This is a genomic window from Vibrio sp. 1CM24A (assembly GCF_023161725.1).
In the GTDB taxonomy this organism is placed as follows: Bacteria; Pseudomonadota; Gammaproteobacteria; order Enterobacterales; family Vibrionaceae; genus Vibrio; species Vibrio coralliirubri.
In genome coordinates this window covers 257,447-272,838 of the sequence record NZ_JALNTS010000002.1, presented here as the reverse complement: position 1 = coordinate 272,838, position 15,392 = coordinate 257,447, and the positions used below count along the sequence as shown (strand labels likewise).

Below are 15,392 nucleotides of genomic sequence, written 5' to 3'. Positions count from 1 at the left end.
GCAAGGGGGATATATGAAGCATTTCATCGAAGACCTAGCAGCTCAGCCTGAAAAGTACGATTTCTCTCAGGCAATGAGGCTATTGGAGCAGCTTCAGTCCCAAAGTAGCTCGCCGATACAGATCCAATTGAAATCGGAGGCGATGCCGACTGGCAACCCTCAAGAGATCCAATACTTCTCGTTAAAGGGAAACAAAGCCAAACTCAGATTAGCAAAACAAGCGCTCTCGGGCGTTAAAGGCGTGATACCTAATTACATATACGAAGAGTTGTTAGCCGCGATCCACAATGAAGATCATTCGCTGCAAGATTTTCTGGACGTATTTAATCAACGACACTTTGAAATCACCTATCGAACCAATGCTCGACGTTGGCTGCTCGTTGAAAGTGAGCAAAACCCAAAGAAAACAGCATTATTGAATCACTTTGCTGCGCTTGGAAAAGAGCACAAAGAGTATCTCCAGTATTCATTACTGCTAAGCCAACAAAGCCGAAACCTGACGACTCTAAAAAAGATTTTAAATGATTTTTTTCCCTACTCCATCGACGTGGAGTGCAAGGCATTTGAACAACGTCTATTACCGACCGACTCGTTAACTCGCATCGGTGTTAATCGAGATTTTAACAGTCGCTTGGGACAAGGTTTTTTGGTCGGCAAAACTTGCCTAGCTCATTTTAACAACTTGAGTATTTTTGTTACCCCAAAAAACAGAAATGAGTTCCTCGAGATTCAACAAGATGACCAATTTGCAAAAGCTGTGTTGTCTTTGACTCAGCACTATTTAAAAGACAGTACGCCTGTTGCCATTTATCTGAACGTCAAACGTTCATATTTAACCAAACCCCGTTTATCAAGCAAGGTTTCTATAGCCGCTCGTTTAGGTGAAATTGACTACCTTGCACCTGAGCGTAACCCCAATGAAACCGTAAAGATTTTGCTTTTGTAGTTCATAAATACGGAATGTGTAGATTATAGAGATACAAGGAATTGACTATGACACAAGTAACTCTCACTAACTTAGTAGGAAAGCTATCTCCCGAACTGAAGCAAGCGTTGGAAGCGTCTGCGGGCGCGGCGATGAACCAAGGTGTTGGAGCGATAGAAACAGAACACTGGATCCTTCAGCTTATTTCCCAAAAAGATCCAAAGCTAATGGCGTTGTGCGAATCTCAAAAGCTGTCATTAGACGCCTTAGTGAATGAGCTTTCCAAAAAAATAGCTATGCTTCCAAAAGGCAGCGAAGGTCAGCCGACACTAAGCCATGGCTTAACTGAATTAATCAAAGATGCTTGGATGATTGCCTCGGTAAACTATGGTCATGGCGAAATTGTCAGCTTGCATCTTATTCAAGCTTTGATGCAACAGAACGTGTTAGGTGTAAGCACCCTACAACTAGAAACGCTAAGCAGTGTTTCGCTCGAATCTCTGCAAGGTCTGATCAAGAAAACCCCTATTGCCCGCAATTCTGCAGCGCCTTTAGCCGGTGGTTCTGTCGATACTACCCCAGCAGGTAACGACGCACTGAGCAAGTACACGGTTAATCTGACTCAACAAGCGATTGACGGCAACATAGATCCTATTTCTGGCCGTAATGCCGAAGTAAGAAAAGCGATTGATATCTTATGTCGTAAACGCCAAAACAACCCAATTATGGTCGGTGAACCCGGCGTAGGTAAAACCGCTGTTGTTGAAGGCTTAGCGTTAAGAATCGCAGCCGACGAAGTCCCTAATGCTCTGCAAGGCGTGCAAATCCACTCTTTAGACCTTGGCTTACTGCAAGCAGGCGCGAGCGTTAAAGGTGAGTTTGAAAACCGCTTAAAAGACGTGATCAACGAAGTGAAAACGTCAGAAGTACCCATCATTGTTTTCATCGATGAAGCTCATACCCTCATTGGCGCAGGTGGCGCTGCTGGACAAAATGACGCAGCCAACCTTCTCAAACCAGCGCTAGCTCGTGGTGAATTCAAAACCATCGCAGCGACAACTTGGGCTGAATACAAAAAGTATTTCGAAAAAGATCCGGCTCTAACACGTCGATTCCAAGTCGTGACCATTGAAGAGCCAAATGCAGAAGATGCGATGCAAATGCTGCGTGGCGTAGCCGCTTCATTGCAAGCTCACCATGGCGCTTTTATTGCTGAATCCGCGATTGAAGCGGCGGTCCACTTATCGATCCGTTACCTTCCAAGTCGCCAACTGCCAGACAAAGCCATTAGTCTTCTTGATACTGCCAGTGCACGAATCGCACTGACACAAGGCGCGAAGCCAGAAGTATTGGAAACGTTAGAGCAAACCATTCGTTACCAAGAAAACGAGAAGTCGGCGTTAGAAAAAGAAGATGCACTGTTCTCAAATAGCGCTGAATTGATCAAAGAGCTCACACAATCGATTGAAGAAAACCAACAAACATTGGCAGCGTATTACACGCGCTGGGAGAAAGAGATTGAGTTAGTTGACCAAATAAAAACGGTTCAACAGGAGATCACCGAAGAACAAGAGCAAGATGCTGTCGACGCTAACAAGCAAAAACAGCTCGACACCCTGCGAACTGAATTGGCCGAGTTGCAAGGCGAAGAACCTCTTGTTTACGCCATGGTAGACGACAACACCATTGCGCAAGTGGTTGCGAATTGGACAGGTATTCCTGTTGGTAACATGATGAGTGATGAAATCGCCAAGCTGCTGACTTTAGAAGACGAGCTTAATACTCGAGTTATTGGTCAGGATGTCGCGAAAAACGAGCTTGCAAAAGCGATTCGTATATCACGCGCTGGGTTAACCGATAATCGTAAACCGATTGGTGTGTTCCTGATGTGTGGTCCTAGTGGTGTGGGTAAAACTGAAACCGCCATGGCACTTGCGGAGCAACTGTACGGAGGTAGCAACGACCTTACCGTGATTAACATGACCGAGTTTAAAGAAGAACATAAGATCTCTATGTTACTCGGCTCGCCTGCTGGTTATGTCGGCTTTGGTGAAGGTGGTGTGTTAACGGAAGCTATTCGACGTAACCCATACTCAGTACTGCTATTAGACGAGATGGAAAAAGCGCACCCTGGCGTGCATGACTTGTTCTATCAAATCTTCGATAAAGGCCATATCAAAGACAGTGAAGGCCGAACCGTTGACTTCAAAAACACCATCATCATTATGACGTCGAACGCAGCTGACCAAGCTATCTGTGATGTGTGCGCGAAGACAACTGATCGTATCGACAACGACGAGCTGCTTGAATCGATTCGTCCGGACTTGCAACAGTACTTCAAACCCGCTTTCTTAGGACGAACCACCATTGTCCCATACTACCCACTTAACGATGAAGAGTTAGCGAAAATCACTGAGATCTCGCTAAATCGAATCAAGAAGAAACTCGCAGAACAATATCAAGCTTCCTTTACTTGGGACGCAGACTTCATTCAATTCGTGGTTGACCGTAATACCGATCCAACGACAGGTGGCCGTGCAGTCGAGCAAATCATTAACCGCTCATTGATGCCGAGGTTAGCTGAAGAGTGTATTGGAAGGCTAAGCCGAAGCGAACCTATTACTCAAGTCACCGTTAGCGCAACCAACAATAGTGCCGACTTCGATTTATCGATTAAGTAGGTTTTAACTATGAACAGCAAAGCCAGCCAAACATTGACTAAACCTTCATTACTTAACCTTTCACTTAGGGTTAAGTTGATGCTTGCTATCATGGCGGTTTTGCTGTTTTCCATCACCTTAAATGCAACGCTGAACTATTTTAATTTCGAGAAAAGGCTCACTGAAACCTCCGATTCTATCTATGAAATTGTACTAGAAGAAACACATAACGATATCAACCAAGCGATCAGTTTAGGCTTGCCGCTTTCTGCAATATCAAACATACAAGGCATGCTGGATCGTCGATTAAAAATCGTTGACGGTATTACCGCCTTGGTTGTCGTCTCAAGCTCTGGCGAACGACTGTTTGGTACCGGAGAACAAAACAGCGAGAATAACCGTCAGCTATCGCTCGATATCACCAACTCTTTTGGATTAGTTGAGGGGCAAGTAAAGCTCTACTACTCCACAACTCTGTTAGAGCAACAAAAAACCTTCTTACTCAAGCTCCAGTTCCTCTATTCGGCAATTTGGATTCTACTCTCTTGCCTGTTTGCCTTTGTCGCTTTGAAGTACCTATTGAAAGGTATTGTCGGCCGAGTAAAAGGCGCAACTGCAATATTTGAGTCCGCGACCGATTCGGATGATTTACTGCCAACGATTACCCAAGCTCACAAGGCGCTGCAATCCCCAAACTCATTGTCTAAATTTGAGAAGTTGAAAAACAAGCACTTCCCAGTGTTTATCATCTCTCTTGCTATCCTGTTGACGATCATTTCTAACCTAGGGGTTTCGTATCAATCTCTAGACAAGTTTTCACAGATTTACGAGGTTAAGCTCGAACAGAAGTCCAACCTGATTGGCGACTCTTTAAATCAAATGATTAAAGAGCTACTCGATAAAGGCGTTCCTGCCGATAGGCTTCATGGCCTCGAAGACGAATTTGCGTTCTTCGTTGATCATCATAGCGAGATTCTATCGATTAACTTTGAAGGACAATCGGGCACTTCTTACCGTTATCCTGAAGAACCGGTTGACCACCCTTCTATCCGCGAATCGACATTCTCACTCAACAACAGCCACACGATTCAGCTGAACGTCACCACCGACAACAACTTGATCATTAACCTGCTTAAAGAAAGCGTCATGGACATGATTACCGTGTTGGTTGCCTCTTGCCTTGTGGTTGCAGAAATCATTCTGTTCATGTGTAACTTCATGATTATTTCGCCTTGGAATCAGGTAAAAAAAGTGTTCATGTTGGTCAACCGCGACATCGTGAATCACTTAGCCAAGATCTCTACGCGCGACGAAATTGGCAAACTGCTCAACCTGACTAATCAAGCCATTACCAAGCTAAACCCTAATCAGCCATCTCAAAATATCGACAAACAAGACTTTAGATTCATTCGCTTGCCCCTATTTTTATTAGTGTTCTCAGAAGCATCTTCACTCGCCTTCTTCCCTAGGTTTGTCTCTTCACTGGAAAACACAACCGGTTGGATCCCTGAAAACCTAGTTACGAGCTTACCCATTTCTCTGTTCATGTTGTGCTGGGCTATCTCACTGCCATTTGCAGGTTACTGGTCAGATAAAGTAGGCAGAAGACATTCATTGATGACAGGTGGGCTCATCACTTGTATTGGCTTGGTTGCTACTGCTTTCATTCAATCTCTCGAACTCTTGTTGGTAGCTAGAGCTTTTACCGCTGTAGGCTACGGTATCGTATTTATTTCAGCACAAGGTTATGTATCAGATACCACTAACGACACTAACCGTACCAAAGGAATGGCGACTTTCTTATCATCATTCTTCTCTGGCTCTTTATGTGGCGCCGCTATTGGCGGAATCCTCGCCGAGAAACTTGGATACTCAGAAACATTTATGCTCGCAGGACTTTTAGCAACATTGAGTGTCTTGCTAGTCTATGTGTTCTTTGAAAAGTCGACTACCAGCAACGCGAGTAAACCCGTTCAGCTGAAAGACTTTAAGCTTCTGTTGAGTAATAAGTATTTTGCATTAATTACGATATTCAGTGCGATACCGGCGAAGATCGTACTGACGGGTTTCCTCTACTACATCTGCCCCGTCTATCTGCAATTCCTAGGCGAAAGCAGCTCTGTTTCTGGACGGGTGATTATGGCGTATGGCCTCGCGATCATATTAATTTCACCATTAAGCGCGATTTTAGTTGATAAGCTTAAAAACAAAATGGCCTTCATTTTTATTGGTGGTTTGCTTTCATCCCTTGCCTTGCTCAATTTCTACTTCTTCCAAGGCACATTAGGGCTGCTACTTATCGTGATCATTATTGGTATTGCACACGGCATCTGTGTTTCTCCACAAATACCTTTGGTCATCGACCTCCTGTCTGGTCAGGGTATCGAGAAGGGAAAAATCATCGGTATATTTAGACTTACTGAGCGTATCGGTAATATCGCGGGGCCAATGCTGGCTGGGGTTTGTTTGAGTATCTTCGGTTACGACCAAACCATTCTTATATTTGGCGCGTCACTCCTCGCGAGCTCCTTTAGTTTAATTGTGTTTTTCTCGATATTCCTGAAATCTGATAAACAGAAGCTAGGGGTTCAATCATGAGATTTATAGTGTTCGTTCTCAGCTTTATTTTAATGTCCCCATCTTCATTTGCTAAAAGTGATGAAAAACACGTCATTCTTTTATTATGGCGAGGAGTAACGGATGCTGAACAAGGCTTCATGGATTATTTATCCCAACATATTGATGTGAGATTTACCGTTCTTGATGCAAACCGAGATAAAGCTCAGCTCAAACAACATATTCGAGATCTAGAATATAAAGAAGCCGACCTCATTTATTCATTTGGTACCACTATAACATTGAATTTATTAGGAACTTATACAGAACCTAGCGAGTTTAGAATAAACAACACGACGCCGGTTGTATTCAGTATCGTGACCGACCCTGTGGGTTCTAAGTTAATCACTGATCTATCTTCAACAGACAGAAATTTCACTGGTGTATCGCACATCGTACCCCATGAAATACAGTTTAAAGCGATAGAGAAGCTCAATAACATTTCAAGCCTTGGGGTTATATATAACGCTGACGAAAATAATTCGATTATCACCGCAAATAAAATGATGGAGTTATCGGAAATTTATAACAAGCGTGTTATGTTGTACCCATTAAACATTGATAAAACCAAGTCAAACAGCAACTTAATTAACATCACGATAAACAATATGAAACGTGATGGTATCGATATGGCTTATTTACCCCCGGATTCATACATTATCACCCAAGGCGGGGATGTCGTATCGGGGTTACATTCCGCAGGTATACCTACTTTTTCCGCGACCGAGAGTCCGATAAGAAAACATAAGGCCCTGTTTGGCATTGTCAGCCGTTACTACAATGTTGGTCAATTCGCTGGATACAAAGCGAAGAACATCTTGAAAGGAACTCAAAAAGCTTCAGACATCCCAATAGAATCACTAAGCCAATATTCCTATATTGTTAATATCGAGGCTGCACACAAGCTCGACTATTATCCGCCAGTGTCTATTTTGAAGATTTCTGAAGTGATAGGACACTCTAATGACGTTAACTAGAGCCTCTACCATCAGACTATCGTTAGTCACCCTACTCATCTCGACGTTTTGGTCGATGAGTGTCTTTGCTCAAGTAAAAATTGGGCCATCTCGCCTAATGCTGACCACACAAGATTGGCCGCCTTACCAAAGCTATGAAAACGCGACAATGCAAGGAATTGCTTTGGACAAGGTTAAATGCGCCTTAGGTATGCTGGGACAGCCTTACCAACTCACGATGACAACCTGGTCGGACGCACAACTGCGCGTGCATAGCGGTAGCCAACACGGCTTTTTCGTCGCCACTAAAACTTCTGAGCGTGATGAATACGCCACGCTCTCGGCACCCATCGCAAAACAGACGTTGAATTGGTATTTTGGCCCAGGAGTGGAGCCGAAGGTTGATGAATTGTCAAAGTTAAACCTTAACTTTTCTGCCAAATTTGGCTCAAACAAATGGTTTTGGCTAAAACGTAATGGATTTAACGTCGTTAAGCAGCCACGAGATGCTAAAGTATTACTAAGACTTTTAAAACAAAGGGAAATTGATGTTGTTTTAGAAGATGAGTTGGTCTTTAAAAGAGAGTTGAACAAAGCCTCTTTACCACTCGATTACTTCAATTCGACGAATTTAGATACCAAGGATATGGGGGTCTATTTTTCGAATCGATTCCTTAAAACCTATCCGGGTTTCTTAGACAGTTTTAATTCAGCCATATCCAAGTGCAAGGAGTAGCCATTGTCCATCAGTGTCCACATGATTTCTGTACCTGCTGAAGAGGTTGTTTCCTCTAGAGTGACGTATCTGCCCGAAAGTGGCGGAAGCTTAGGTCGTTCTCCATCATGTGATATTGCGCTCCCCGATCAATCAAAATGGATCTCTAGAACTCACTGTCAGCTCTATCCGACAGATCGTGGTTACGTGATTAAAGACATCAGCAACAACGGCGTATCGCTAAACGACAAGTCTTTGGCAAAAGAAAAAGAGTACGTCATTACCGACGGCGACATCATCAAACTTGGTGGCTATACACTGCTGGTTAGCTTATTGAGTGACCCAAAAGTCAACGCGGCCAATAACACCACACAGGATGAAACTTTTATTGAACCTTTTAACTTAAAGCTTGATGACAGCGATACTGACTTTTTAGATGACTCACCAGAAGTAGTAACCGTTCAGAAGACCTCGAACTTCTCTTCTAAGAATATTCTGAGTGACGACCCCTTCTCATCTGACCCATTTGAAGATTTGGACGATGACAAAGTCATACCGAATATTGAAGTAGACGAAATCTCTCACGCCGATAACAACACGCTCTCTTCTGCAGAGTTAGAATATCTGCCCGTCAATGTAGAGAACAATACGCGTATAGAAGAGTCGATCGACAAGCTCATCACGCTGACCGAAAAGAACCAACAATACTTACAGAATCCTCAGCTTCAACAAAAAGCGCTGTTCGACGCCCTAGAACAAACCGTTGATCAGTTCTTAAATGAGTTCGCACCAAAGCAGCTTGAGAGCCAATTTAGTGAATATGTCAGTAGCGGCATTTTTTCCAACAAAGATAAAAAGTATTGGAGAATTTACCGAAAGCATTTTCAACATCGTCAAGACAACGGGGATTTCAGACGTCAATTCAAAGCGTTGTTTATGGAGAACATGCAGAAGCAAAGTGAGGAAAGAGAATGAAACGCCTCATACTCTTATCGCTTTGTTTACTGATCACAGCATGTTCTTCATCGGACCCAGCTCCTGTTGTCACACAGTATTCGTTGACCGTTAAAGCTGATGCGACCGTCAACCAATACAATGATGATCAAGCGAACCCAGTTGTGGTTAGGCTTTACCAACTCACGGATCAGCAGCTGTTCAAACAACTGCCGTTTATTGATTTGTACAACAATGACCTGCAGTTATTGGCGGCAAACTTAGTTTCAAAACAGGTATTACCGATTGTACTGCCTAACTCAGAGCAAAAGCTGACGTTAGACATCAACAAGAACACGCAATACATTGCAGCTCTGGTCGAATTCGCTGATTACCAGAATGGCACAACCAAGACCGTTTTGATTATGCCTTCAGATCCAGAGCAAACCTTAGAGTTAACGATTACAGGGAAGAAAGCAGAGTTAGCCGTGATACAGCCTGACTCGAGCTGGTGGCAAATCTTTTAATAAAAAAGCCAATATATAAAAATAATAGAAAAGGATTTTACGTGGACGCTTTCAAAAAAGTAGTGTGGCAAGAAGGGATGTTTATTGCCCCTCAGCACTTTCAGCAGCAAGATCGCTATGTGCAAAACTACATTCGTCAGAACATTGAAACACTGGCTGGTTTTGCCCCTTTCTTTGGCATCACCGAGCTAGTGCTTAACCACGATCTCTTAAAGATCGGTAAGCTGTCTATACCGAGCTGTTCAGGTGTTTTCCCCGATGGAACCCAATTCAACCTCAAGCAAGAGATTGTTGTCGATATTCCGCAAGGCACCATTGAAACTATCGTTTATCTTGCTCTGCCAATCTCTTTGCAAGGCAATAATGACTACAGCGAAGATGGCCAAGAACAGAGTCGTTACATCACCCGTTCAATCAATGTATTCGATACTTCTACCTCCGAAAACGCCAGTGTCGAAGTCGACGTAGCTCAGCTGAATATCGGGCTCAAATTCGCGGGAGAAGACACCTCTGGCTTTACCCTCATTCCAGTGGCTAAGATTTTAGAAATCAGCGACTCAGACGAAGTCATGCTTGATAGAGCCTTCATCCCTGCTTGTTTGCATTACGGCGCTTCTACCCTCCTCAGCGAGCGAGTCAAAGAGATCCACGCGCTGGTAAGCAACCGAGCTCAAAACCTTTTAAAACGCATTGAAGCTGGCCAAGGTCAAAAAAGTCCTCAGTCTATGATGCAAGATTTTCTATGGCTGCAAACTCTCAACACATGGCTACCGTGGTTTGAGTTGACCATCAGCAACACCAAGTACCCGACCCACGAACTGTATTCGAAGCTAAAACAGTTTGAAGCTCAAGTCATGGCGTTAACACCAGCGATTCCAGGTGAGTGTCAGCCTCTAAAATATGACAAGCTCTATGACAACTTTAACCCGCTGTTTTCGAGTCTACGAAACCTACTCACACTGGTTCAACAAGATTCAGTCATCGAGTTCAAATGGGATATCTCTCTGTTTGAGAAACGCCGTCTACTTCGCACGTTAATCAAAGACCCAAGCAGCGTTTATAACCGTCGCTTCGTTCTAAGTGTTAAATCCGATATCAGCAGTACAGAGCTTAATGAGTTGTTCCCTATTTCGGCCAAGTTAAGCAGTAACAATAAGATCGTAGAGCTAGTGAGAAGCTCGCTTTCTGGTATCTCATTAACACCGCTTCCGATTGCACCAAGCGAGCTTAAGCCGATGCAAGGCGTCGCTTATTTCGAAGTGGATACTAAGGACCGAAATTGGTTAGACATGCTAGACACACGTGACGCGATTGCCCTACACGTTGATGCGCGCATTCCTGCTCTCGAAGTCGTTCTATACGCGTTGAGATAATGGCCATGGATTATTTAGACGAAGAAACACTGGTCATCGATAAAGCATCAAAAGGCTCTGCTAACACAGAGTCTGATCAGGCATTATCTAAATTGGTTGCGGTGCACTCCACCAGCACTCAAGAAGAGTTTCTGCGTCATTTTGATAAGGCAGAGAATCAACTGATCAACATCAGCAGTGATTTACTGACTAAAACACTCAAGATATCCACACTGTCTGAACCCGAAGACCTCACGGTCTTTCGTGAACAATTCATTCAAGGCATCAACGACATAAAAGCTCAAGCAACCGAGCTCACTTACCCTATCGCGGTGATCGATAAGCTGTGCTTTTTATACGCTGTAGTCATTGATGAATTCATCATCTACACCGAATGGGGAGAAAAACGCGGTTGGGAAAACAAAACCCTGCTTAGCGAACTGTTTGGCATGCGTAACGGTGGCGAACTGTTCTTCTCTGTTGCAGAAAAAGCCGCAAGACAGCCCCACAAGCTGATAGACCTTTTAGAAATCATCTACCTATTTATCAATATTGGATTCAAAGGCCAATATCGTGAAGGCGGCGCTGAACAGTTAAAAGCGTTTGTTCATCAGTTAGAGCAAACCATCAGCCAATATCGCTCGGCTAGCGGTGTACATTGTCGTACTAAAGTAAAACTCCCAGAAGTAAGGAAACCGACTAGGCGTAAACGTTACTTCATCACTAGCCTGTTTTTCTTCTGTTTAATCGCCACCAGCATTGGCTTAACTGAGTTTTGGTACACCAAGACCCACGAGCAAAGAGCGCGTGATTTCACATTCTTGCCAAGCTTTAGCGAACGTTACGTCTTATCAGGCGAAATCAAAGACATCGTATTCATCAGCGATGATAAAGACTTGGTAAATCCACCTCGTCACGCCAGCAAAGCGGACGCAATAGAAGCATCACAAACCAACGACTTTACGCCAAGTACAGCAAATTGGTTGGTTCAACTCGCTACCTTCTCAAGTAAGAAAAACGCCGAAGCTTTCATCAAGAACCTATCACCTTCAGCTTATGAGCCGATTATCTCTCCTTACAAGAAGTACTACCGAGTAATACTAAGAACAAACACCTCAGAAGAAGCGAGAAGCACAAAGGCGTGGTATGTCGAAAACGACCAAATAAACGCCATTATCGTTCGCACTTCTGCACACGAGTTAAACAAGGAAGAGTCTAACTGATTATGCCGGATGCCAAATCAAACAAGTCAGGCAATGTAAAAAAAACAGTAGGCATTTCTGCCCTAGCCTCTGTCGCCTTTTTTACCGTCGCTTCTAGCGTCATTCTGCTTACACCTCTCAACGCTTATTTGGTGTGGGCTCTGACCACTATCGCCATTATATCCACGCTTATCGGCTTCATTTGTTACTGGGTGCTGATCAAACGCAGCGCAAAATCACAAGAAGAGTCATTAGATAAAGAATTGATTCAGAAGCGACAAAAGCAACTAGCCAGTCATTTCAAGCGAATGATCAGTGGGCAGAAACGTAAAACTCGCTTAACCAGCCGTTACGACCAACCAATCTATCTACTGCTAAGTCAGAACCCGAATAAGGACAAAAGCATCATCACTCAAATGGGTTATGAAGCGTATAAGCTCGATGACTTCGGCAATGACATTGAATTCCCAATCCTGTTTTGGGTCAGTGAGCACTCGATTTTGGTTTCTATCAGTATGGGAGAAGACCAACACCCTGAGTACCTGAAAACACTGTGTCAGTCGTTAACTGCGTGGCGACCAAGACAAGCCGCCAATGGCTTATTGCTTACCACCGATGTTTCCTCGTTATTAGAAAACAATGAGCAAATTACACAGCAAGCTGATGAGCTTAAATCGACCATTAAGACTTTTAATCAAGCATTTGGGGTCAGCTTACCGATTTATAATGTTGTCTCGAATATGGGTAGCATCAGCGACTTTTGTCAGTTCTTCTCAGCATTCGATGAATCAAAAAGAGACGAAGTGTTTGGTGCTACCGCCCCTTACTCTAAACACGGTGGGGTCGATGCAGACTGGTTTAACGATGAGTATGACCACTTAATCAGCGAACTGATTGCGAATATGAGCAATGCGCTTGCCGGACAACTCAATCAAGATTATCGCAACTCGATAGCCAGCGCCCCTTTCCAGTTTGGATTATTAAAGCAGAATCTTTGGTTGTTCCTCAATCGTTTATACCGAGGGGAGCAGCTTAGTGATGCTCTGCAATTCCGCGGTTTTTACTTCACACATGATGGGCAAAGTTCAGCGCAGTCAGATTTATTGGCAAGTGCTGTCTCTTATTCGGTAGGTCACGAGCATTATCAACAAAACGAGCAAATCCCGGTTAACCAAACCTTATTTGCTCAATACCTTATGACCCACGTGATCTTATCGGAACATGAGCTGGTCGGCGTAAACAAACGCAAAGAGAATACTCTGCTCGTTAACCAAGTCGTTTTCACCCTATCTTGGATTGCCTTGCTCGCCGCCGTGTTGCTGGTGATTAAGTTTGATTTTGATTTCCAGAATCAACGAGAAACCAGAGCGGACATCATGCTTGAGCGCTATAAAGAGGCGATATCGGCATCGCCTTATGACATCGAGAATATGGCTGACAATATCCCCAACCTATTCTCACTACAGCGTATCTATAACCTCTACAAGCAGCCAGAGCCTTGGTACAGCCTGCCGTTTATGCCAAATCCGAGCATCAAGGAAGAAGTCGAAGAAGCCTATTTCACCGAGCTACAACAAGTCCTGATTCCTTCAATGGAAAACACGTTAGAGAAAGACCTGTTTGTGTATGTAAACCTTGAGGATCAATCTCAGACGCTATCTCTGTTAAACAACTATCGTCTGTTGTTTAGCAAAGACAGAACCAACGTCCAAGAGCTCAAGAACTACTACATTCGTACGCTCCAAGACCAAGGCGAAGCAGATAGCGTCAACATCGCTCAGCTTGACGTACTGCTCAATGACATCTTTGCTCGTAACCTAACGCCAGTAAAATCGAATCATGACTTAGAAAGCCTAGCGAAGAAAGTCATCACGCAAACAGGCATTGAAACCCTGCTGTACGAACACATTCAGAGTTCTACCGCCTATGCTAAGCGTGTCGATATTCGCGGTGAGCTAGGTGACAATTTCGGCTCAGTGCTTCAGTTTTCACCGAGTTACGCTGGCTACTTGGTTCCGTATATCTTTACCCCGACGGGGTTTAACCAACTCGATTTATCGGTGAATTCCCCTACTCTGAAATCCGCTTTACAGTCTTATGAAGGCGTTGCAGGAGCTTACCCTAGCGCACTGGAGCTGCATCGAATCAGTCGAGAGTTAAAGCAGACTTACCAGAATGATTACATCAACTATTGGCGTGATTTAGTTCGTAATGTCGAAGTCAAAGAAGTGGCTAATCCTACACAACTGAAAAGTGCATTAACGAGCCTGTCGGAAGCAAGCAATAACCCATTAGTCAGCTTGTACTCGACGATCGCTAAATACACCTATGTTGAGCTTGAAATCCCTGTAGAGGATGACAAGAAACAAGATCCGGCGAGTATGCCGATTCAAGACCCTGACAAAAAAGAATCCGCTCGTCAGATATCACTCAGCTTCCAAGCTTACAAAAAACAGGTATCGCCTAACGACCAAGGTAAGAAGCCAATCGACGACCTGCTCACTGCGTTTATCAACGCTAAAAAGTGGGGAGACAAGTTTTACGAAACCAAAGAGCCGCAAAAGGTTGCCTTTGATACGCTGTCCGTCACTTTGCAAGCCGGTAACCCTATTGCGTCCCTATCGAGCCTATCCAACAGCCATTTAGCGGTCGCTGAAGAGCTGGTTAACAAGGTGGTACACCAAAGTAATGAAACGGTGATGTCACTGGCTCACGACTACTTAAACACAGCGTGGTCGAACGAAATTTATCAGCCTTATCAACAGCGCTTGGCCTCTTTTTATCCGTTCAATCGAAAGTCTAAAACGGATGTCAGTGTGGCGGATGTCAAAGCCTTCTTCGTTACGAATGGCATCGTCGATAAGTTCTCTCAAACTCGCCTAAATGGATTCGTTAAAGATAGTGACGAAGCGCCTTATTTACCGGGACTACTGCCGGGTACAGGCTTATCGATTACGCCAGAGGTTTGGACAATGATGGACAAAGCCGGCGATATAAAGAGTGCCCTATTCTTAGCTGACCCATCGAACATCCTGATCAATTTCCAATTAAAAGCAGTCGATATGACGCCAAATATCACGGAGTTTTCGATCATTTCTGATAAGCCAATCTTTACCTATCGTCATGGCCCGACGTTATGGAGCCAGCAATCATGGCAAGGTGATGCGAAGTTTATCGAAAAGCTAGGTATTCAGCTTAAGGCGCAGGATTCTACAATTGGCCAGAACACCGTAAAAGGCACATGGAGTTGGTTCCGCTTATTCGAACCAAACGTTAACTTTACGTCTGCACAAAACACTCAGGTGGAGTTTGTTTACGGTGACAGCAAGGTGAAATTAACAATCAAGACTCAAGGCCAATCGAACCCGTTTGTCCCTGGCTTCTTCTCTGGATTCTCTCTGCCAAGTGGGATCTAATAACGCTTTACCAACTAGCTCGTCTTGCCTATCAAGGCGAGCTCAGCCTTTTGAAGATAATGTCTCTTCAAACAGAGAACACGTGAAAGG

General features: G+C 44.0%; 10 protein-coding genes. All 10 read left to right on the top strand.

Features of this window, described 5'->3' with window-relative positions:
• Positions 1-13: 13 nt before the first annotated feature.
• From MSG38_RS05115 to tssM, 10 genes are read left to right on the top strand one after another with little or no spacing between them, the layout of a single operon-like run.
• Entirely contained in the window at positions 14-946 is a 933-nt protein-coding gene (locus MSG38_RS05115) for a type VI secretion system baseplate subunit TssG (protein ID WP_050650601.1), read from the top strand.
• Between the two features lie 47 nt (positions 947-993).
• Positions 994-3,606 carry a type VI secretion system ATPase TssH gene (gene tssH / locus MSG38_RS05110; RefSeq protein WP_248401202.1) on the top strand — a complete coding sequence of 871 codons (2,613 nt, stop codon included), beginning with the start codon at positions 994-996 and terminating at the stop codon, positions 3,604-3,606.
• A gap of 9 nt (positions 3,607-3,615) precedes the next feature.
• Positions 3,616-6,183: an MFS transporter gene (locus MSG38_RS05105; protein ID WP_050650603.1), complete on the top strand. Its 2,568-nt coding sequence runs from the start codon at positions 3,616-3,618 to the stop codon at positions 6,181-6,183.
• Positions 6,180-7,178: an ABC transporter substrate-binding protein gene (locus MSG38_RS05100; RefSeq protein WP_050650604.1), complete on the top strand. Its 999-nt coding sequence runs from the start codon at positions 6,180-6,182 to the stop codon at positions 7,176-7,178. Before MSG38_RS05105 ends, MSG38_RS05100 begins: the two co-directional genes overlap by 4 nt.
• Positions 7,165-7,893 carry a transporter substrate-binding domain-containing protein gene (locus tag MSG38_RS05095; RefSeq protein WP_050650605.1) on the top strand — a complete coding sequence of 243 codons (729 nt, stop codon included), beginning with the start codon at positions 7,165-7,167 and terminating at the stop codon, positions 7,891-7,893. The genes MSG38_RS05100 and MSG38_RS05095 overlap by 14 nt, the downstream gene beginning before the upstream one ends.
• A 3-nt stretch (positions 7,894-7,896) precedes the next feature.
• On the top strand, positions 7,897-8,847 hold the full coding sequence (locus MSG38_RS05090) for an FHA domain-containing protein (protein WP_050650606.1): 951 nt from the start codon (positions 7,897-7,899) through the stop codon (positions 8,845-8,847).
• Positions 8,844-9,332 carry a type VI secretion system lipoprotein TssJ gene (tssJ, locus tag MSG38_RS05085; protein WP_050621123.1) on the top strand — a complete coding sequence of 163 codons (489 nt, stop codon included), beginning with the start codon at positions 8,844-8,846 and terminating at the stop codon, positions 9,330-9,332. Before MSG38_RS05090 ends, tssJ begins: the two co-directional genes overlap by 4 nt.
• 41 nt (positions 9,333-9,373) lie before the next feature.
• Positions 9,374-10,705, top strand: coding sequence for a type VI secretion system baseplate subunit TssK (gene tssK, locus MSG38_RS05080; protein ID WP_048606919.1), 1,332 nt, complete (start codon positions 9,374-9,376; stop codon positions 10,703-10,705).
• Positions 10,706-10,710: 5 nt separating this feature from the next.
• Complete coding sequence (icmH, locus tag MSG38_RS05075; protein ID WP_050646564.1) at positions 10,711-11,907, top strand: type IVB secretion system protein IcmH/DotU; 1,197 nt, start codon at positions 10,711-10,713, stop codon at positions 11,905-11,907.
• Positions 11,908-11,909: 2 nt separating this feature from the next.
• Complete coding sequence (tssM, locus tag MSG38_RS05070; protein ID WP_248401201.1) at positions 11,910-15,302, top strand: type VI secretion system membrane subunit TssM; 3,393 nt, start codon at positions 11,910-11,912, stop codon at positions 15,300-15,302.
• The last annotated feature ends 90 nt before the right edge of the window (positions 15,303-15,392 follow it).

What these genes read in the sequence shown, in the direction of transcription:
- MSG38_RS05115 (WP_050650601.1), top strand. Translation starts at nt 14, where the DNA reads ATGAAGCATTTCATCGAAGACCTAGCAGCTCAGCCTGAAAAGTACGAT.
- tssH (WP_248401202.1), top strand. Translation starts at nt 994, where the DNA reads ATGACACAAGTAACTCTCACTAACTTAGTAGGAAAGCTATCTCCCGAA.
- MSG38_RS05105 (WP_050650603.1), top strand. Translation starts at nt 3,616, where the DNA reads ATGAACAGCAAAGCCAGCCAAACATTGACTAAACCTTCATTACTTAAC.
- MSG38_RS05100 (WP_050650604.1), top strand. Translation starts at nt 6,180, where the DNA reads ATGAGATTTATAGTGTTCGTTCTCAGCTTTATTTTAATGTCCCCATCT.
- MSG38_RS05095 (WP_050650605.1), top strand. Translation starts at nt 7,165, where the DNA reads ATGACGTTAACTAGAGCCTCTACCATCAGACTATCGTTAGTCACCCTA.
- tssJ (WP_050621123.1), top strand. Translation starts at nt 8,844, where the DNA reads ATGAAACGCCTCATACTCTTATCGCTTTGTTTACTGATCACAGCATGT.
- icmH (WP_050646564.1), top strand. Translation starts at nt 10,711, where the DNA reads ATGGATTATTTAGACGAAGAAACACTGGTCATCGATAAAGCATCAAAA.
- tssM (WP_248401201.1), top strand. Translation starts at nt 11,910, where the DNA reads ATGCCGGATGCCAAATCAAACAAGTCAGGCAATGTAAAAAAAACAGTA.